Source organism: Nonomuraea sp. NPDC005730, from assembly GCF_040630865.1.
GTDB lineage: Bacteria > Actinomycetota > Actinomycetes > Streptosporangiales > Streptosporangiaceae > Nonomuraea.
In genome coordinates this window covers 299,635-319,576 of sequence record NZ_JBEXYK010000003.1, presented here as the reverse complement: position 1 = coordinate 319,576, position 19,942 = coordinate 299,635, and the positions used below count along the sequence as shown (strand labels likewise).

The following is a 19,942-nucleotide window of genomic DNA, read 5'->3' as shown; positions in this document are numbered from 1 at the left end:
GTCCCGCCGGAAGGCTACCGGGAGCGGTGGCGCGGGCGGCGGAACGACGGGTCGGGCGGGCCCTGTCCGAGCAGCCACTCGAACAGCCGCCGGTGATGCCGGAAGAACGCGCGCTCGCCCTGCCGCTTGTTCTTCTTCTTGTCCTCCTGCGCCTCGGCCTCCTTCAGGCCGGGCGTGAACCCGCCGCCGAACCGGCCCATGTCCGGCCCGGGGAAACCCCTCGGCTCGGTGTTGCCCAGGGCCTGTTGCATCGACTCGACCCAGATCGGGCCGGGCAGCGACGCCCCCTGCACGGCGCCGTAGTACTGGTCGCCGATCTGCACGCCCTGCAGCGGGTAGCGGTAGGAGCCCCGGATGTCGCCGAGGCTCACCGCCGCCGCCAGGTCCGGCGTGTACCCGGCGAACCAGGCCGAGGTGTAGCCGTTGTTGGTGCCGGTCTTGCCGGCGGCCGGGCGGCCGACGCTCTGCCCCTGCATGGTGCCCTTGTCGAACACCCCGGACAGGACGTGGTTGACGGCGTCGGCGACCGGCCGTTCCATGACCTGCTCGCAGGACGGCGGCACGTGCGCGCGCCGGCCGCTCCGGTCGGTGATCTCCACGATCGCCAGCGGCCGGCAGTGCACGCCGCGCGCCGCGAAGGTGGCGAAGGCCCCCGCGACCGTCACCGGGTCCATCTCGTTGACGCCCAGCGTGAACGTCGGCACCTCGCGCAGCGGCCTGCCGTCGGCCCGCACCGCCCCGAGCGCCCTGGCCGTCTTGACCACGTTGCAGAGCCCGACCTTGCGCTCCAGCATCATGTAGAAGATGTTCACCGACTTCCAGGTGCCGGTCTCGATGCTGTGCGGGCCGCCCGAGCCCTCGCCGCTGGCGTTGAGTATGCGCGTTTCGGGGTCGTTGACCGGCCGGCCGGCGCAGTTGCGGTAGCCCTGCGCGGGCACCAGCTCCCCCGGCGTCTGGAAGCCGTCGCCGAACCGCCAGCCCTGCTGCAACGCCGTGGCCAGGGTGAAGACCTTGAACGTCGAGCCCGCCTGGAAGCCCTGGCCGCCGCCGTGCGCCACGTCGGCGGCCAGGTTGAAGGTGGTCCTCGGGCCGTTCTTCTTGTTGCCGCGGTTGCGGCCGAACTCCTTGCTGGCCGTCATCGCCCTGATCCGGCCGGTGCCGGGCTCGATCATGGCCTCCGCGGCGACCTCGCTGTCCTCCGGCGAGACGTGCCGCCGGATCGCGTGCTCGGCCGCGCGCTGCGCGACCGGGTCGAGGCCGGTCCTGATCACCAGGCCGCCCCTGGCCATCCTGGCCCGCCGCTCGGCCGGGGTGTTGCCGAACGCAGGGTTCGACAACATCTCGTTCTGGACGTACAGGCAGTAGTAGGGGTACGCGCTCTGCCCGCAGCCGCCCGGCTCGGGCCGCAGCCGCAGGGCCAGCGGCGTGCTCTTGGCGGCGCTCGCCTGGGCCTGCGTGATCAGCTTGAGCCCGGCCATCCGGTCCAGCACGAGGTCGCGCCGCTCCCTCAGCCGCACCTGGTGCGAGCGGCCGAGCGAGGGATCGGTCGAGTACGGCATCCGCACCGCCCCCGCCAGCGTGGCCGCCTGGGTCAGCGTCAGCCTGGAGGCGGTGGTGGAGAAGAAACGCCGGGCCGCCGCCTCCACGCCGTGCGCGCCCGCGCCGAAGTAGGCGATGTTGAGGTAACGCTCAAGGATCTCGTCCTTGCGGTACTTGTGTTCCAGGGCCATCGCGTACCGCAGTTCGGTGATCTTGCGGGCCAGGTTGGGGGCGCGCGCCTTGTCCCGTTCTGCGGCGCTACGAGCGCTCTCGACGAGGATGTTCTTGACGAGCTGCTGCGTCAGCGACGAGCCGCCCTGCCGGATGCCGCCCGCCTGCGTGTTGGTGAGCAGCGCCCGCAACGTGCCCCGGACGTCGAGGCCGCCGTGCTCGTAGAAGCGGGCGTCCTCGATGGCCACGATGGCCTTGCGCATCAGCGGCGCCACGGCCCCGAGCGGCACGGCCGTCCTGTTGGCCTCGTAGAACTGGGCGAACTGCCTGCCGTCCTTGTCCAGCAGCCTGGTCACCTGCGCCAGGGGCTCCTCGCGGGGCGCGGGCGGCAGGTCGACGAAGGTGTCGGCGACGTTCTTGGCGGCCAGGCCGCCGCCGCTCACCACGGGAACGGCCAGTGCCGCCGCCAGCACCCCGCCGAGCGCCCCCGCCATGGCGAGGCCACCGATGGATCTGAGTACGGTCACGCAGATGATCTGCAACCAGCAGATCATCGGCAAACGCCCACTTCCTCGGTCTTTACCGTTCTCTTCGGATGTTCAGACCAAGCGAGGCGAACTGCTCGTACGGCCGGTGGTAGCCCCGCTCGATGTGGTGCACGCCGCGCAGCGTGGACGTCCCGTCGGCCACCGCCGCGGCCAGCACGGCCGAGAACCCGGCCCTGATGTCGGGCAGCGTCACGTCGGCGCCCTTGAGCTTGGAGACCCCGCGCACCACGGCCGAGTGCCGGGCGTTGGTGTCGTGGTAACGGCAGGCCGGCCCGCCCAGGCACTGGTCGAACACCTCGATCTCGCAGCCCATCCGCTGCAGCGCGGGCACGTAGACCAGGCGGTTCTCGAAGACCGTCTCGTGCAGCACCGACATGCCCTGGCTCTGCGTGAACAGCACCATGAGCGGCGTCTGCCAGTCGGTCATGAAGCCGGGGTGGGTGTCGGTCTGCACGGCCGCCGAGCGCAGCCCCTCGGGCGGGGCGGTGGCGCACAGGTACTCGTCGTTGATGTCGAACCGGGCGCCCATCCTGGCCAGCGTGGTGATCGCGGTGACCAGGCGGTCCTGGGGGCAGCCGTGCACGCGCACCTCTCCCCCGGTGACCAGCCCGGCCGCCAGGTAGGAGAACGCCTCGATGCGGTCGCCGGTCAGCCAGGTGGAGGCGCCGCGCAGGTGGTCGACGCCCTCGATGACGATCCGGCGGTCGGGCGACAGCTCGATCCGGGCGCCCATGCGCTGCAGGAACAGCGCCAGCTCCACCACCTCGGGCTCCATGGCGGCGTTCTTCAGCACGGTCTTGCCCTCGGCCAGCACCGCCGACATGAGGATCGTCTCCGTCGCCCCCACGCTGGGGTACGGCAGTTCGAGCCGGGCCCCGTTGAGCCGTTTGGCCTTGGCGGAGATGCCGGTGTCCCCCACCTCCACCTCGGCGCCCATCGAGCGCAACGCCTCCACGTGGAAGTTCACCGGCCGCCGCCCGATCGGGTCGCCGCCGACCAGCGGCACGAACGCCTCCCCCGCCAGGTGCAGCAACGGCCCGAGCATGAGGATGGGGATGCGGTTGAGCCCGGTGAACGCGTCGGGCACCCGCGGCCTGATCTCCGCCCCGCGCTCGATGCGGATCTCGGAACCGGCGATCTCGACGTGGATGCCGAGCGCCTCCAGCATCGCCGCGGTGATGCCCACCTCGCCCACGTCGGGGGCGTTGTGGATGCTGCTCTCGCCGTTGCCCAGCATGGCGGCGACCATGTGCTTGGACACACCGTTCTTGGAGCCCCGTACGACGACGTCCCCGCGGAGGGGGCCGGAGGGCTCGATCAGCCAGACCTCTTCTGCAATCACGAAGCGAGCCTAACCGGGAGATACCATCGAGCAGGTTCGGATGCAGTTGTGAGGGGGAATGGCGTGACGAGGGAAGTACGCGCTTTTGCGGTAACTGTCCTCATACTCGCCACTCTCGGGGTCGCCGCCGGGCTGAGCTGGTCCGCGATCTCGCCGCGGGCTCCGTACCAGGTGACCGATCACGGCCTGGTGCTGGCCGACCTCACCACGCAGGCGCTGATCGCGGCCGACGGCTGGTTCGCGGTGATCACGGGCGCACTGGGGCTGCTCTGCGGCGGTCTGGCGTGGTTCGCCGGACGGCGCTGGATGCTGGCGGTGCTGCTCGGGTTGTGCGCGGGCGGGGTGGCGGGCAGCTTCCTCACGTTGTGGGCCGGGTCCACGTTCACGGTCGGCGCGGTGGTGGTGGAGGCCGCGGCCGAGCCCGGGGTGCGGATCGTCCCCGGGGCGCTGAAGCTGACCGCCGAGGGGGTGCTGGTGGCCTGGCCGCTGCTCGCGGTCGGCCTGTTCGGGCTGCTGGAAGGCATGCACGGCTACCGCGAGTCGCCGCTGCGGCACCCGTACGGGATCGAGCCCTAGACCGGCGGCCTGCGCAGGCCGTGGCCGGTGGCCTGCTCCAACGCGCGGGCCACGCGCAGCACCCTGGCGTCGGCGAACGGCCGCCCGACGATCTGCACCCCGACCGGCAGCCCCTCGGGCGTGAACCCGGCCGGCACCGAGGCCGCCGGCGCGTGCAGCACGCTGATCCAGTACGCCGAACGCATCCAGGCCAGGTAGTCGGGCAGCGGCTCGCCGTTGATCTCGCTCACGTGCGGCTGCTCCACCGGGAACGGCGGCACCTGGCTGACCGGCGCGATCAGCACGTCGTAGGTGTCGAAGAAGCCGGCCATGCGCTGGTAGAGGCCGCTGCGCAGCCGTTCGGCGCGGGCCAGGTCGGCGCCGGTGACCGAGCGGCCCCGCTCGACGTTCCAGCTCGTGTTGGGGCCGAGGCCGGTCAGGTCGCCGAAGGACAGCGCGTAGTACCAGGCGCGGTAGATCCGGAAGGCGTCCTCGGCGTCGGACAGGTCGAGCTCGACCTGCTCCACGTGCGCCCCCAGCTCCTCGAACACGGCCGGCGCCGTCGCGGTCACCGCGGCCGTGCGCGGGTCGACCGGCAGGCCGCCCAGGTCGGGGCTCCACGCCACCCGCATCCCGCGCACCCCCTGCTCGGGCTCGGGCGCGAACCTCTCCTTGATCGCGAACGGCGAGCGGGCGTCGAAGCCGGCGACGGCCCCGAGCATCAGCGTGAGGTCGTCGACCGTGCGCGCCATCGGCCCCGGCACGGCCAGCGTGTACCAGGCGGCCGTGTCGGAGGGGTCGGGGACGCGCCCCGGCGTGGGGCGCAGGCCCACGACGTTGCAGAACGAGGCGGGGTTGCGCAGCGAGCCGCCCATGTCGGAGCCGTCGGCCAGCGGGACCATGCCGGTGGCCAGGGCAGCCGCGGCCCCGCCGCTGCTGCCGCCGGCCGATCTGGTGAGGTCGTAGGGGTTCCTGGTGGCGCCGAAGACCTCGTTGACGGTGTGCGAGCCGGTGCCGAACTCGGGCGTGTTGGTCTTGCCGATCGTGATCGCCCCGGCGGCGCGCAGGCGGCGCACGATCAGGTCGTCCTTCTCGGGGACGTTCCGCGCGAACAGCGGCGAACCGTACGTGGTGCGGATGCCCGCGGTGTCCACCAGGTCCTTGTGCGCGACCGGGACGCCGTGCAGCGGCCCCTCGGGCTCGGCCGCGTCGGCCGCCCTGGCCGCCTCCAGCGCCCGCTCGGCCACCAGTGTCACGATGGCGTTGACCTGGGGGTTGACCTGCTCGATGCGGTCGAGGTGGGCCTGGAGCAGCTCCACGGCGCTCACCTGCCCGGCCCTGATCAGGCGGGCCATCTCGGTCGCGGTCAGGTAGTGCAGTTCGCTCACCCTGCGATCCTGCCCCACCCGCGCGCCGGGACACGACGGCGACCTTTGCCCACCTCCCCCGCCCGCCTTGGCACCCGCCCACAAGACGGGCCGGAGGCTCCCTTGGGTCAGGCGCCCAGGCAGGCCGGGCCGAGGAGTTGCTTGAGGTCGCCCATCAGCGCCGGCGACGGGGACACCCGGAGGCGGTCGTCGACCCGCATGACGGTGGTCTTCGGCCCGTTGTGCACCTGGAGGTGCACCTCCGAGGTGCCCGGATGCGTGGTGAGGATCTCCTTCAGCCGCCCGACCACCGGCGGCGTGCACCGGGTCAGCGGCAGGCTCACCAGCAGCGGCCCGCCCGCCTCCTGGGTCAGGTCGGGCGCGGTCACCTCCATGGCGATGATCTTCGCGACGTCCTCGCGCTTGTCGATGCGCCCCTTGACGAAGACGATCGCGTCTTCGGCCAGGATCGTCGAGCACAGCTGGTACGCCGACGGGAAGATCATCACCTCGATCGCGCCCTCGAGGTCCTCAAGCTGGGTGAGCACCCACGTGTCACCCTTCTTGGTGACCTTGCGCTGCACCCCGCTCAGGATGCCGCCCAGCGTCACCACCTGCCCGTCGGCCCGGCTCTCGTCCTGGACGGCGGCGATCGAGCAGTCGGCCCCGGCGGCCAGGATGTGCTCCACGCCGAACAGCGGGTGGTCGGAGACGTAGAGGCCGAGCATCTCCCGCTCGAACTGCAGCAGCGTGTTCTTGTCCCATTCCCCGACCGGGATCTGCACGTCGAAGGTCTGGTCCTCGCCGCCGTCGATCGCGCCGAACAGGGAGTCCTGGCCGATGGCCTCGTTCTTCTTGATGTCGATGATCGCGTCGACGGCCTGCTCGTGCACCATGACCAGGCCCTTGCGCACGTGGCCGAGCGAGTCGAAGGCCCCGGCCTTGACCAGCGACTCGATCACGCGCTTGTTGCACACGATCGCGGGCACCTTGCGCAGGAACTCCTTGAAGTCGGCGAAGCGGCCCTTGGACTTGCGCGCCGAGATGATGCCGTCGACGACGTTGCCGCCGACGTTGCGCACCGCCGACAGGCCGAAGCGGATGTCGGTGCCGCGCGGGGTGAAGTCGAAGTCGGAGTCGTTGACGTCGGGCGGGAACACCTTGATGCCCATGCGGCGGCACTCGTTGAGGTAGAGGGCCGACTTGTCCTTGTCGTCCTTGACGCTCGACAGCAGCGCCGCCATGTACGCGGCCGGGTAGTTGGCCTTGAGGTAGGCCGTCCAGTAGGAGACCAGGCCGTAGGCCGCCGAGTGGGCCTTGTTGAAGGCGTAGTCGGAGAAGGGCAGCAGGATGTCCCAGAGCGTCTTGACGGCGGCGGACGAGTAGCCGTTGTCCTTCATACCGCTCTCGAAGGACTCGAACTGTTTGTCCAGCTCGGCCTTCTTCTTCTTGCCCATCGCCCGGCGCAGCAGGTCGGCTTTGCCGAGCGAGAACCCGGCGACCTTCTGCGCGATGGCCATGACCTGCTCCTGATAGACGATCAGGCCGTAGGTCGTGTCGAGGATCTCGGCCAGCGACTCCTTGAACTCGGGATGGATCGGGGTGATCTCCTGCTGGCCGTTCTTGCGCAGGGCGTAGTTGGTGTGGGAGTTGGCGCCCATCGGGCCGGGACGGTAGAGGGCGCCGACGGCCGAGATGTCCTCGAAGTTGTCGGGCTTCATCAGCCGCAGCAGCGAGCGCATGCCGCCGCCGTCGAGCTGGAACACGCCCAGCGTGTCGCCCCTGCCCAGCAGCTCGTACGTCCTGCGGTCGTCGAGCGGCAGCTTCAGCAGGTCGATCTGCTCGCCGGTGGTGCCCTCGATCATCTTCAGGCAGTCGTCGATGATCGTGAGGTTGCGCAGGCCCAGGAAGTCCATCTTCAGCAGGCCGAGCGTCTCGCAGGTCGGGTAGTCGAACTGCGTGATGATCGCGCCGTCGGAGTCGCGGCGCATGATCGGGATGTGGTCGGTGATCACCTCACGGGACATGATCACGCCGGCGGCGTGCACGCCCGTCTGCCTGATCAGGCCCTCCAGGCCCTTGCCGAGGTCCATCGTCGCCTTGACGTCGACGTCTTCCTCGTAGAGCCGGCGCAGCTCGCCGGCCTCGTTGTAGCGCGGGTGGTCCTTATCGAAGATGCCCGACAGCGGGATGTCCTTGCCCATCACGGCCGGCGGGAACGCCTTGGACACCTTGTCGCCCAGCGCGTAGGGATAGCCCAGGACGCGACCGGCGTCCTTGATGGCGGCCTTCGCCTTGATGGTGCCGAACGTGGCGATCATGGCGACCTTGTCGGCGCCCCACTTCTCGGTCACGTAGCGGATCACGTCGCCGCGCCTGCGCTCGTCGAAGTCGATGTCGACGTCGGGCATGGAGACGCGGTCGGGGTTGAGGAAGCGCTCGAAGATCAGGCCGTGCGGCAGCGGGTCGAGGTCGGTGATGCCCATCGCGTACGCCACCAGCGAGCCGGCCGCCGAGCCACGGCCAGGGCCGACCGGGATGCCGTTCTGCTTGGCCCACATGATGAAGTCGGCGACCACGAGGAAGTAGCTCGGGAAGCCCATCTGCTCGATGATGCCGATCTCGTAGTCGGCCTGCCGCTTGTGCTCGGCGTCGTAGCCCTCGGGCCAGCGGCGGTCCATGCCCTCCCAGACGGTCTTGCGGAAGAACTCGCTCTCCGTCAGGCCGTCGGGGATGGGGTAGGTGGGCATGAGGTTCTTGAACTCGAAGAACCCGGCCGGATCGACCTTCTCGGCCACCAGGAGCGTGTTGCGGCAGCCCTCGGCCCACAGGTCGGAGGAGTCGACGGCGCGCATCTCGTCGGCGGTCTTGATGTAGTAGCCGGAGCCGTCGAAGCGGAAGCGGTCGGGGTCGGACAGCTGCTTGCCGGTCTGGATGCACAGCAGGGCGTCGTGGGAGGCGGCGTCGGACTCGTAGGTGTAGTGGGAGTCGTTGGTCACCAGCGGCGGGATGGCGAGCTCTTTGCTGATGCGGGTCAGGCCGTCGCGGACCCGGCGCTCGATGTCGAGGCCGTGGTCCATGATCTCCAGGAAGAAATTGTCCTTGCCGAAGATTTCCTGATATTTCGCGGCGGCCTTGAGCGCCTCGTCGTACTGGCCGAGCCGCAGCCTCGTCTGCACCTCGCCCGACGGGCAGCCGGTGGTGGCCATCAGGCCGTCGGCGTGCTCGGCCAGGATCTCGGCGTCCATGCGGGCCCACTTGCGCACGAAGCCCTCGGTGTAGGCGCGCGAGCTGAGCTTCATCAGGTTGTGCAGGCCGGTCTTGTTGCGCGCCCAGATCGTCATGTGGGTGTAGTAGCCACCCGCCGAGACGTCGTCCTTCTTCTGGTGCGGCTCGCCCCACAGCACGGGCTTCTTGTTGTGCCGCAGCTCCGGCGCGACGTAGGCCTCGATGCCGATGATCGGCTTGATGCCGGCGCCCGTGGCCTGCCGGTAGAAGTCGTACGCGCCGTGCATGTTGCCGTGGTCGGTGATCGCGATGGCGGGCATGCCCAGGTCGCCGACCTGTTTGAACATCTGCTTGAGCCGCGCGGCCCCGTCGAGCATGGAGTATTCGGTGTGCACATGCAGATGGACGAACGAGTCGCTGGACGACATGGAGCGGCGCCTCCCCGGGTCTGGATGCGATGGTGCGCTCCGACTCTAGTGGGCCGGACCGACATCCCGGAGCCGCCTCGCGCGCCCCGCGGGACCGGCGCGCCGGAAGCGTCGCGGCCACCGGCCTCGATATCGTCTCCCTCACTCAAAGTAATGAAGGAGACACCGGGTGCGCACGCAGTCCGACGAGGGGTACAGCCACGCGCTGGGCAACCGCCAGATCCAGATGATCGCGATCGGCGGCGCGATCGGGGTCGGCCTCTTCCTCGGCGCGGGCGGCCGCCTGGCCGCCACCGGGCCCGCGCTCGTGCTCTCCTACGCCACCGCCGGGCTGGCCGCCTTCTTCGTCATGCGGGCGCTCGGCGAGCTGGTGCTCTACCGTCCGGCCTCGGGCTCCTTCGTCGAGTACGCGGGCGAGTTCATCGGCCCGTGGGCGGCCTTCGCCAGCGGCTGGATGTACTGGGTCAACTGGGCCTTCACCGGCATCGCCGAGCTGACCGCCATCGCCGCGTACGTCCATTACTGGGCCGGCGGCTTCCCCCAGTGGCTGACCGCGCTGCTCGCGCTGGGGTTCGTGCTGGTGGTCAACCTGCTGTCGGTCCGCCTGTTCGGCGAGCTGGAGTTCTGGTTCGCGATGCTGAAGGTGCTGGCCATCGTGATCTTCCTGGTGGTCGCGCTGGTGCTGGTGGTCTTCGCCGTCGGCCAAGCCGGGCCGCAGAACCTGGTCGCGCACGGCGGCTTCTTCCCCACCGGCTTCCCGCTGGTGCTGATGAGCCTGCAGTCGGTGGTGTTCGCCTACGCCTCGATCGAGCTGGTCGGCATCACCGCCGGCGAGACCGCCCGGCCGAACGAGGTCATGCCGCGGGCGATCAACGGCGTGATCTGGCGCATCGCGATCTTCTACGTGGGCTCGGTGCTGCTGCTGGCGATGGTCCTGCCCTGGACGTCCTACAGCGCCGGCACCTCGCCGTTCGTCACGTTCTTCGCCGGGCTCGGGGTGCCCTGGGCGGCCGACGCGATGAACCTGGTGGTGATCACGGCCGCGCTCTCGTCCTGCAACTCGGGCCTGTACGCCACCGGGCGCATCCTGCGCTCGATGGCCACCAAGCGGGAGGCCCCCGCCTTCGCCGCCACGCTCAGCTCCCGGCACGTGCCGATCGGCGGGATCGTGTTCACCGCGGCCATGTTCCTCGGCGGCGTGGCGCTGTTCTACTACCTGCCCGAGCGCGCCTTCAACATCGCCACGGCGGTCGCCTCGCTGGGGGTGATCACCACCTGGGGGGTGCTGGTCTACTGCCAGATCCGGCTGCGCGCCACCGGGCACCGGTCGGCGTTCCCGATGCCCGGCTCGCCGTACACCAACTGGCTGACGCTCGGGTTCCTGGCGCTGGTGATCCTGCTGATGCCGTTCGCCGACCGCGATCAGCGGGTGGCCTTCTTCCTCATCCCGGCCCTGGTCGCGGGCATCGCGCTCGGCTGGCTGCTGGTACGCCGCCGCCGCCGGCCGCGGGAGGCCGCGCAGGAGGCGGGTTAGTCTCGTCCGGGCAGGAATCGCCGCTTGGGGGAGGCCACACTGGACAAGCTGGACGACACACTCGATCCCGCGCTCGGACGGACGGCGACCGCCGTCCCCGTCGCCGGGCCGCCGGACACCACCGGTCCCGAGCCCGCCGCTGTGACCGCCGCTGTGCCTGCCACTGTGCCTGCCACCGGGCCCGCCGCTGTGACCGCCGTCGAGCCCCCCAGCGTGCCCGCCGTCGAGCCCTCGGCCCCGGTCGTGGTCGGGGCGGAGCGGCGGCGGAGGGTCTGGCGGGTCGCGGCGGCGGCAGCGGCGGCGGGAGCCGTGCTCGCGCTGATCGGCGTGCCGCTGGGCGTCTACCCGAGGCTCGCCTGCGCCGTGCTCTCCCCCGGCTGCCCGTCGGAACCGCTCCAGGAGCCGCGCGGCCACCTGCCGCGGCTGACCCGGCTGACGCCCGTCCAGGCCGCGCTGAGCGGCACGTACGTCGCGCTCGGCGACTCCTACTCCTCCGGCGAGGGCGTCTTCGAGCAGGACGCCGGCCCGGTCAACGACGGCGCCGACCGCTGCCACCGCGCCAGCGGCTCCTACGTCCCGCTGGTGGCGAAGGCTCACCCGTTCACCGGCGGCAGCTCCTTCTACGCCTGCAGCGGCGCCACCACCCGCCAGCTCCTGTCCGGCCAGTACGGCCAGCAGCCCCAGATCACCCGCGTCGGCCCGTCGGCCAGCCTGGTGACGCTCAGCATCGGCGGCAACGACGCCGGGTTCACCGACGTCCTGACCGGGTGCATCGTCAAGCTGCCCTGGTCCTCGGCCTGCGTCGACCAGGACGCCGCGGTCGCCCGGCGCATCGCCGAGCTGCGGCCCAGCCTGACCAGGGTGCTCGGCGAGCTGCGCGCCCGCGCGCCGGGGGCCCGGGTCATCGTCCTCGGCTACCCCAGGCCGTTCCCCGCCTCGCCCGTCCGCACGGTCGACAACCTGAGCGTGGCCGACCAGCGGTGGCTCAACACCGTCACGCGCAAGCTCAACGACACGGTGGGCGCCGTCACGGCCGAGCACGACCGCGGCCTGGCCGGCCTCGGCGCCCCCGGCAGCGTCGAGTACGTCGACGCCTACGAGGCGTTCACGGGCCACGAGGCCGGCACGCCGCAGCCGTACCTCAACAGCCTGGCCGTGGACATGGACCCGCTGACCGTCAACGCCCGCAGCTTCCACCCCACCGGCGACGGCTACCGCCGCTTCGCCGAGCTGATCAACCAGCAGATCGCCACCGGCCCCGGCCGCCCCCTGCACAACTACCGCCTCACCCCCTCCTGAGCCGCGGGCGGCCCGCCCGCGGCTCAGCGGTGGGCTCAGCGGCGGGCGCGTTCCTCGGCCAGGTGGAGGCCCGCCTCGATGACGGCGTTCATGACGGCCGCCAGCCGTTCCTCGCCCAGCTGGGGCGCCCGGGCCGCCATCCGCGCCACCAGCGCCCGCTCCCGCGCCAGGTCGCGCCCCGCGAACCCGCCCACCGGCTTGAGCCGCTGCACGACGCCCGCCAGGGCGGCGCGCCGCTCCAGGAGGGTGGCCAGCGCCGCGTCGACCCGGTCGATCGCCTCCCGGCACTCGGCCAGCGTGGCCGGCGACTCCGGCCGCAACAACGCGCCGACCAGCGTCACGGCCTCCTCGGCCGCCCGCACGTCCGCAGCCCCGTCCGCCCGCCCGGAGTCGCCCGCGCCGCCGGAGTCGCCGGCGCCGCCGGGCCCGGCTACCACGAGGCCGTCGGCGCCCGCCGCCACGGCCGCCGCCGCCAGCCCCGGGTCGCGCGAGACGTCGGCCAGCACCGGACGCCCCGACGCGGCCCGCGCCGCCCGCAGCACCCCGAGGTCGAGCCGGCCCCCCTCGCACAGGACCACCTGGTCGTTCCCCTCGGCCGCACAGTAGCCGGCCAGGCCCACCCATTCCTCCACAGACGCCGACGGCCGCCGCTCGACCACCACCGGCAGCCCGAGCCCGGCCGCGGCCCGCACCAGCGGGATGTCCCGCGTCCACGTGGCCCCCACCACCACGGCGTCGGCCAGCGCCGCGATCGCCGGCAGGTCGGCCGCCGAGTACGGCTCCACCAGCGTGGCCCGCTCCCCCAGCGCCTCACGCGCGTCGACCTGCCCCCGATGCGGGCGCAGGCTCACCCGCCCGCCGATCACCACGGCCGGGCCGTGGCCCACGCGCAGCCCGCCGATCGTCACCATGTGCCGCTCCAAGGTCGATGTCATCTCGACTCCCCGCTCGGGCCGGCCCAGCGAAGCCGGCAGGAAAACCAAAAAGGCAGAGACGGGGCGTCTCTGCCTTGTGCCGACTCCAGGTGGTCGCTAGCTGACGACCGGCCCTCCCGGAGCCGGCTCGGTAAAGGTGTAGCGACAAGTCATGTCTGAAACCTTACACCCGCCTCCACCTGCTGGACGTTCCTTCTCATATGGCGGACTGACCTTCCGGCGAGTCGCCGATGATCCCTCGCTATGGGAGTATTTCTTGGCCGAGAGGGAGGGTTTGAGGCCGTTGATGTCGGATCGCAAGCAGGACGGACGCCGCATCGCCGGCCGGTACGAGCTGCTGGAGCCCATCGGCAAGGGCGGCATGGGCATCGTCTGGCGCGCCCACGACGAGCTCCTCGACCGCACCGTCGCCATCAAGGAAGTCCGCTACGCCGCTGCCCTGGGCGACGAGGTGCAGCTGCTCAACCGGCGCACGATGCGCGAGGCGCGGGCCGCGGCCAGGTTCGAGCACCCCAACGTGATCGTCGTCCACGACGTGATCGAGGAGGACGGCCGGCCCTGGATCGTCATGCAGCTGGTCCAGTCGCGCTCCCTGGGGGCGGTGATCAAGCAGGAGGGGCCGCTGCCGCCCGAGCGGGTGGCCGAGATCGGCGTCGCCGTGCTCGACGCGCTGCACCGGGCGCACGAGGCCGGGGTGCTCCACCGCGACGTCAAGCCCGAGAACGTGCTGCTGGCCGACGACGGCAGGGTCGTGCTGACCGACTTCGGCATCGCCACGCTGGAGACCGAGACGCAGCTCACCGTGACGGGCCTGGCCGGCACCCCCGCGTTCATCGCGCCCGAGCGGCTCAAGGGGCTGCCCGCGCGCCGTGAGTCCGACCTGTGGTCGCTGGGCGCGACGCTCTACACGGCCGTGGAGGGCCGCTCGCCGCACGAGCGCGGCATGGCGCTGGCCACGATGCACGCCGTCCTGACCGACGAGCCCGACCCCGCGCCGCACGCCGGGCCGCTGGCCGGGGTGATCAGCGGGCTGCTGGTCAAGGAGCCGGTGCAGCGCCTGACGTACGAGGAGGCCGCGCGGATGCTGCGCGAGGCCGCCAGCGCGTCGAGCCCGGCGGAGACCAGGCGGTTCCCCAGCCGGAAGCTGCGCGCCGCCGTCCCCGCCCCGGCCCCCGTCGAGGACGAGGACGACACCCCGACCGACCCCGACCTGCCCGTCCCCCCGCCCAGGCCCGCGCCCCGGACCACTCCCACACCGAGGAGCAGGGCCGCCGGCACGCCGCCGCCCGTCGGGACCGGCCGGCGGATCCCGCCCTCGACCAGGGACTCCGCGCTCCCCGACGAGCCCACCGGCCAGCCCACGGTGAGCAGCCGCCAGGAGGGCCGCAAGTTCGGGCCGATCGCGCTCGCCGCCGGAGCGGTCGTGCTGGTCGCCGGTATCGGCGGCTATCTCGGGCTGAGCTCGGCCCCCGAGGACCACTCGTCCAGGCCGCCGCAGGCCAGGCAGTCGGCCAAGGTCCACACCTCGTCCTCCGCGCCCGCCTCGGGCACCGAGTCGAAGCCGCCGGCCACGAGCACGCCCGCGGCCACGCCGTCCTCCTCGCCCTCGGCCACGCCGGACAAGACCGAGGAGTCCGACCCGTTGCCCAGCGGCTGGAAGATGTACAAGGACAAGGAGCTCGGCTTCTCCATCGGGCTGCCCAAGGGCTGGGACGTCTGGGACCGCGGCGGCCGGCAGGTCAAGTTCAAGGGCCCCGGCGCGGCTTCCAACGCCTACCTGATGATCGAGGAGGCGGCCAAGCCCGGCAAGGACCCGTACAAGGACTGGAAGAAGCAGGAGCCGTCGCTTAAGCACAACTTCGGCGGCTACAAGAAGATCGGCATCAAGAAGGTCGACTACATGAAGGCCGCCGCCGACTGGGACTTCACCTGGAACACCAACACGGGCAAGACCCGGGTGCGCGACCGCGGCTTCATCACCGAGAACGGGAAGGCGTACGCCATCTACTGGCACACCCTCAACAGTCACTGGAAGAAGGACTACCACTTGTTCGAGGGCTTCAGCGCGACCTTCAAACCCGCCAAGTAGGCTTCCCTGCGTGGAAAGGCAGGTCAGCAACCGGTATCGCCTCATCGAGCCCCTCGGGGAGGGCGGCATGGGGGTGGTCTGGCGTGCCTACGACGAGCTGCTCGACCGTACGGTGGCGATCAAGGAGGTCCGCTACACGGGCGTGGGCGACGCCAGGCGGGCCGACCTCAACCGCAGGACCATCAGGGAGGCCAGGGCGGCCGGCCGCCTCGACCACCCGTCGGTGATCGTCATCCACGACGTCGTCGAGGAGGACGGCCGGCCGTGGATCGTCATGCAGCTCGTCCGGTCCCGCTCTCTGGCCGAGGTGATCGGCGAGCGCGGGCCGCTGCCGGCGGCGCTGGTGGCGATGGTCGGCGGCCGGGTGCTCGACGCGCTGCGGGCCGCCCACGCCACCGGGGTGCTCCATCGTGACGTGAAGCCCGAGAACGTGCTGCTGGCCGACGACGGCAGGGTCGTGCTGACCGACTTCGGCATCGCGGCGCTGGAGGCCGAGTCGGGGCTGACGGCGACCGGCGGGCTGGTGGGCACCCCGGCGTACATGCCGCCGGAGCGGCTCAACGGCGAGGCCGCCCGTCCGGAGTCCGACCTGTGGTCGCTGGGCGCCACCCTCTACGCGGCGGTGGAGGGGCGTCCGCCGTTCAAGCGCGACTCGTGGGCGGCCACGGTGGCGGCCGTGCTGCGCGACGAGCCCGAGCCGCCCGTGCGGGCGGGGGCGTTGCAGCCGGTCATCATGGGGCTGCTGCGGCGCGACCCGGCGGCCAGGATGCCGGCCGGCGAGGCCGCGCGCCTGCTCCACCAGGTGGCCACCGGGCAGCCGCTGCTGGCCGACCAGACCCCCATGTGGTCGGCCCCCTTCCCGGCCCCGGGGCCCGCCGCACCCGGCCCGTACCCGCAAGGCCCACCCCCGAGCGGCCCGCACGCCACTCCCAGCGGCCCCGGTGCCCCGCATCCCACGCCGGGCGGCCCCTACCCACCGCCGCAGGGCCCGCAGCCCGTCACCGGCGACGCCCGGCCGCCGCACCGGACGGTCCCGGGAGAGCCGCGGCGGCGCGGCCGGACGTTGTGGATCGCGGTGCCCGCCACATTGGCCGTCCTGGCGCTCCTCGGCGGCGGCGGCGTGCTGCTCTACGAGCAGTTCTCCACGCCCACCCCGACGGCCGGCGCCCAGCCGCCCGCCACCGGCGGCCCCACGTCCGATCCCTCGACGCCGCCGTCGAAGGAACCGACGCCCGAGCCGAGCCCGCAGCCGACCAAGGAACCCACCGGCGAGCCCACGGGCGAGCCGACCCCCACGGCCCCGCCGGTGCCCGCCGGCTGGCGCCCCCTCACCAGCGCCACCGGCCACTTCTCGATGGCCATCCCCAAGACCTGGACGGCCGCCAAGAACCCGACCAGGGACAGCATCCGCCTCTCCGGCCCCGGCACCCCCGGCTCGATGATCGTCGAGTGGACCGTCCCCGACATCCCGTGGAAGGACCCGGAGCAGCACTGGATCGGCCTGGAGAAGGAGATCAAGGCCAAGGGCGAGTTCGACCGCTACACCCGGATCGGCATCACCTCCACCGAGTACCTCGGCCTGCGCGCCTCCGACTGGGAGTTCACCCAGATGCGCAAGGGCCGGCTCATCCACGTGATCAACCGCGGCTTCCACACCGCGGCCGGCCGCCCGTACGCCCTGTACTGGGAGACCCTCGACTCCCGCTGGGCCGCCGACCGGCACTGGTTCGACACCTTCGTCAAGACCTTCCGCCCGGAATGACGCCGGAGCACGACGGCGCGCGCGAACGGGCCAGGTTCTGGCGGCATCCTGCGGTCCCCGGGACCGACCTGCTCAAGGCCCGCTACGTCACCCACCGCTTCTCCCGGCACGTCCACGACGGTTACGCCATCGGGCTGATCGTGGCGGGCGTGGAGGAGTTCGACTACCGCGGCACCCTGCACCGGGCGGGCGCGGGCGAGCTGGTGCTGGTCAACCCGGACTCGGTGCACACCGGCCAGGCGGGCACGCCGGGCGGGTGGGCGTACCGGATGCTGTATCCGTCGGTCGAGGCGCTGGCCGGGATCGCGGCCGAGCTCGACGCGCCGCTCGCCACCCCCTACTTCCCCGAGCAGGTGGTGCGCGACCCGGAGGTGGCGGTGCTGCTCGGGCGGGCGCACCAGGCGGCCGAGCGCGGCGACGCGCTGGCGGCCTCCACGCTGTCGCGCACGCTGTTCGCCCGGCTGCTGAGCAGGCACGCCACGCCCAGGCCGGACGCGGACCCGCCGGGCGCGGGCCGGCAGGCGGTGCGCGAGGCGATGGCGCTGCTGCACGAGAGCCTGCTCGACCCGCCGACGCTGGAGGCGCTGGCGGCGGCGGTGGGGGTGCGGCCGTTCCCGCTGCTGCGCGCGTTCAAGGCCGTGACGGGGCTGCCGCCGCACGCCTACCTCACCTCGCTGCGCGTCCGGCAGGCCCGCCGGCTGCTCCTGGCGGGGGTACGCCCGGCGCAGGTGGCGGCGGACGTGGGCTTCACCGACCAGGCCCACCTGAACCGGCACTTCAAGCGCGTCGTGGGCGTGCCGCCCGCCGCCTACCAACGGGCCGCAGGAACGTACAAGACCGGATATTTGCCCAGTTCATAAGCTGTTTCCCATGGAACAGACAATTCGCCGTTCCGCCGCGGTGCGTGACGGCCTGGGTGTGGGTCTGGCCGTGGGGTTGTCCGGTCTCGCGTTCGGCGCGGCGGCGATCACCGCCGGGCTCAGCGTGCCCCAGGCGTGCGTGCTGAGCCTGCTGGCCTTCACCGGCGCCTCGCAGTTCGCGCTGGCCGGTGCGATCGGCGCGGGCGGCGACCTGACGGCCGCGGCCGCGGGCGCGCTGCTGCTCGGCGGCCGCAACACCCTTTACGGCCTGCGCCTGGCCGACCTGCTGAACGTCCGCGGCCCGCGCCGGCTGCTGGCCGCCCACGGCGTGATCGACGAGACCACGGCCGTCACGCTGGCCCAGCCGGACGAGCCGTCGGCGCGCACCGGCTTCCTCACCACCTTCGCCAGCCTGTACGTCGCCTGGAACCTCACCACCCTCGCCGGCGCGGTCGGCACGTCCTTCCTGGGCGACCCGCGGGTGCTCGGGCTCGACGCCGTGGGCCCGGCCACGTTCCTGGCCATCCTGTGGCCGCGGCTGGCCGCCAGCGGGCGGCTGCGGGTGCTGGCGGTGGCCGGGGCGGCGGTCGCGCTGGCGGCCAGCCCGTTCTTCCCGCCGGGCGTGCCGGTGCTGCTGTCGGCGGTCGCGGTGCTGGTGGTGATGGTGCGATGACGGTGTGGTGGGCGATCGTCGCGGTCTGCCTCGGCTGCTACGCGCTCAAGCTGGCCGGGCTGGCCGCGCCGCGCCGGGTGCTGGACCATCCGGCGGTGCGCAGGTTCGCCGAACTGGTGCCCGTGGCGCTGCTGTCGGCGCTGATCGCGGTGCAGATGTTCACCGAGGAGGGCAGGCCCGCGTTCGACCCGGCGCGTACGGCCGGGCTGGTGGCGGCCGTGGTCGCCCTGGTGCTGCGGGCGCCGTTCCTCGTCGTCCTGGCGGCGGCGGCCGTCGTCACCGCGCTTGCCCGGATGTTTCTTGGGTAGTCGCCGTGCATGTCCGATTCTGCGGGGATGGTCGGTGGCCGCTACCGGCTGCTCAGGACGATCGGCCAGGGCGGTATGGGAACCGTGTGGCAGGCGCACGACGAGGTGCTCGGCCGTGACGTGGCCGTCAAGGAGGTGCTGCCGCCGCCGGACCTGACCGGCCCTGAGCGCGAGGTGTTCGCCGTGCGCACGTTCCGCGAGGCGCGGGCGGCCGGCCGGGTGGCGCATCCGGGGGTGGCGGCCGTCTACGACGTGCTGGAGGAGGGCGGGCATCCGTGGATCGTCATGCAGCTCGTGCACTCCCGTACATTGGGCGAGACCATCCGCGCCGACGGCCCGCTGCCCCCGACCAAGGTCGCCGCCATCGGGCTGCAACTGCTGGAGGCGCTGCGCGCCGCGCACGCGGCGGGCGTGCTCCATCGTGACGTCAAGCCCGACAACGTGCTGCTGACCGAGGACGGCCGGGCGGTGCTCACCGACTTCGGCATCGCCACCACCGAGGACGAGGCCCCCGTCACCAGGACCGGCATCCTCATCGGCACCCCCGCCTTCATGGCCCCGGAACGGGCGGCCGGCGGCCAGGCCAGGCCCGCCTCCGACCTGTGGTCGCTGGGCGTGACGCTGTACATGGCGGTCGAGGGCCACTCCCCCTTCCACCGGGAGAACGCCCTGGCCACGCTCGGCGCGGTCATGCACGCCGAGCCCGAACCGCTGGCCCGCGCGGGCGTGCTCGCCCCCGTGCTGCTCGGGCTGCTGCGCAAGAACCCCTCGCAGCGCATGTCGCTGGAGGAGGCCGAGCAGCGGCTGAGACTGGTCCTGACCGGCGGGCCGCTGGAGCAGACCGGCCCGGTCCCGGTGCCCCCGATGGCCGTACGCCGCACACGCCGGATGCCGATCCTGGCCATCGCGGCGGGCGCGCTGCTCGTGGGCCTGGTCACCGGCGGCGCGGCCTGGTGGACGAAGCAGTCGGACCAGCCGGTGCAGGGCCGCGCCCCGACGATCCCGGCGGTCGTCACCCCGCCCGGCAGCGACGCCCCGAAGGACACGCCGAAGACCACCGTCACCGACTCCGAGCCGCCTCCCGCCACCTCGCATCCCCCGCGATCCACCGCACCGCCGCGAAGCAACGCCCCCTCGCCCACCAGCGGCGAACGGACCAGCACCCCCGCCAGGTCCCCGGCGAAGAAGCCGACGCCGACCAGGTCGGCGGCCCAGCGGGACGAGCAGGAGAAGAAGGACGACGCCCCCTCCAGATCCCCCGGCCAGATCGACCCGTCGCAGGACGGCGAGGAGTAGCGGCCGGC

Annotated in this window: 14 protein-coding genes; 9 read left to right on the top strand and 5 right to left on the bottom strand. The window is 72.2% G+C overall.

What is annotated here, in order from left to right; all coding sequences use genetic code 11:
* Nucleotides 1-14 precede the first annotated feature (14 nt).
* Nucleotides 15-2,264, bottom strand: coding sequence for a transglycosylase domain-containing protein (locus ABZ444_RS06480; RefSeq protein WP_357993513.1), 2,250 nt, complete (start codon nt 2,262-2,264; stop codon nt 15-17).
* 25 nt (nt 2,265-2,289) lie between these two features.
* Nucleotides 2,290-3,600 carry a UDP-N-acetylglucosamine 1-carboxyvinyltransferase gene (gene murA, locus ABZ444_RS06475; protein WP_357993510.1) on the bottom strand — a complete coding sequence of 437 codons (1,311 nt, stop codon included), beginning with the start codon at nt 3,598-3,600 and terminating at the stop codon, nt 2,290-2,292.
* A gap of 63 nt (nt 3,601-3,663) precedes the next feature.
* Here murA and ABZ444_RS06470 point away from each other — a divergent pair, with 63 nt between their 5' ends.
* Complete coding sequence (locus tag ABZ444_RS06470; protein WP_357968099.1) at nt 3,664-4,176, top strand: hypothetical protein; 513 nt, start codon at nt 3,664-3,666, stop codon at nt 4,174-4,176.
* Here the strand turns inward: ABZ444_RS06470 and ABZ444_RS06465 are convergent.
* Both ABZ444_RS06465 and dnaE read right to left on the bottom strand, forming a co-directional pair.
* The gene (locus tag ABZ444_RS06465; RefSeq protein ID WP_357993507.1) at nt 4,173-5,543 is read right to left on the bottom strand and encodes an amidase; all 1,371 of its coding nucleotides are present in this window, start codon (nt 5,541-5,543) and stop codon (nt 4,173-4,175) included. The genes ABZ444_RS06470 and ABZ444_RS06465 overlap by 4 nt on opposite strands.
* Before the next feature lie 107 nt (nt 5,544-5,650).
* On the bottom strand, nt 5,651-9,178 hold the full coding sequence (gene dnaE / locus ABZ444_RS06460) for a DNA polymerase III subunit alpha (protein ID WP_357993504.1): 3,528 nt from the start codon (nt 9,176-9,178) through the stop codon (nt 5,651-5,653).
* Between the two features lie 169 nt (nt 9,179-9,347).
* On the opposite strand from dnaE, the gene ABZ444_RS06455 reads away from it, so the two are divergent.
* Nucleotides 9,348-10,712: an amino acid permease gene (locus ABZ444_RS06455; protein ID WP_357993501.1), complete on the top strand. Its 1,365-nt coding sequence runs from the start codon at nt 9,348-9,350 to the stop codon at nt 10,710-10,712.
* A 24-nt stretch (nt 10,713-10,736) separates the two neighbouring features.
* Complete coding sequence (locus ABZ444_RS06450) at nt 10,737-12,011, top strand: SGNH/GDSL hydrolase family protein (protein WP_357993498.1); 1,275 nt, start codon at nt 10,737-10,739, stop codon at nt 12,009-12,011.
* 35 nt (nt 12,012-12,046) lie between these two features.
* On the opposite strand, the gene ABZ444_RS06445 is transcribed toward ABZ444_RS06450, so the two are convergent.
* Nucleotides 12,047-12,946, bottom strand: coding sequence for a chorismate mutase (locus tag ABZ444_RS06445; protein WP_357993495.1), 900 nt, complete (start codon nt 12,944-12,946; stop codon nt 12,047-12,049).
* 286 nt (nt 12,947-13,232) lie between these two features.
* On the opposite strand from ABZ444_RS06445, the gene ABZ444_RS06440 reads away from it, so the two are divergent.
* Genes ABZ444_RS06440 through ABZ444_RS06415 form a run of 6 tightly spaced genes read left to right on the top strand, consistent with a single transcriptional unit; the run spans nt 13,233 to nt 19,934 of the window.
* On the top strand, nt 13,233-15,035 hold the full coding sequence (locus tag ABZ444_RS06440) for a protein kinase (protein WP_357993492.1): 1,803 nt from the start codon (nt 13,233-13,235) through the stop codon (nt 15,033-15,035).
* Between the two features lie 10 nt (nt 15,036-15,045).
* On the top strand, nt 15,046-16,797 hold the full coding sequence (locus ABZ444_RS06435; protein WP_357993489.1) for a protein kinase: 1,752 nt from the start codon (nt 15,046-15,048) through the stop codon (nt 16,795-16,797).
* On the top strand, nt 16,794-17,657 hold the full coding sequence (locus tag ABZ444_RS06430; RefSeq protein ID WP_357993486.1) for an AraC family transcriptional regulator: 864 nt from the start codon (nt 16,794-16,796) through the stop codon (nt 17,655-17,657). Before ABZ444_RS06435 ends, ABZ444_RS06430 begins: the two co-directional genes overlap by 4 nt.
* 10 nt (nt 17,658-17,667) lie before the next feature.
* Complete coding sequence (locus ABZ444_RS06425; RefSeq protein WP_357993483.1) at nt 17,668-18,330, top strand: AzlC family ABC transporter permease; 663 nt, start codon at nt 17,668-17,670, stop codon at nt 18,328-18,330.
* On the top strand, nt 18,327-18,638 hold the full coding sequence (locus ABZ444_RS06420; RefSeq protein WP_357968074.1) for an AzlD domain-containing protein: 312 nt from the start codon (nt 18,327-18,329) through the stop codon (nt 18,636-18,638). The genes ABZ444_RS06425 and ABZ444_RS06420 overlap by 4 nt, the downstream gene beginning before the upstream one ends.
* Nucleotides 18,639-18,647: 9 nt before the next feature.
* Complete coding sequence (locus ABZ444_RS06415; RefSeq protein WP_357993480.1) at nt 18,648-19,934, top strand: protein kinase; 1,287 nt, start codon at nt 18,648-18,650, stop codon at nt 19,932-19,934.
* Nucleotides 19,935-19,942: the final 8 nt, after the last annotated feature.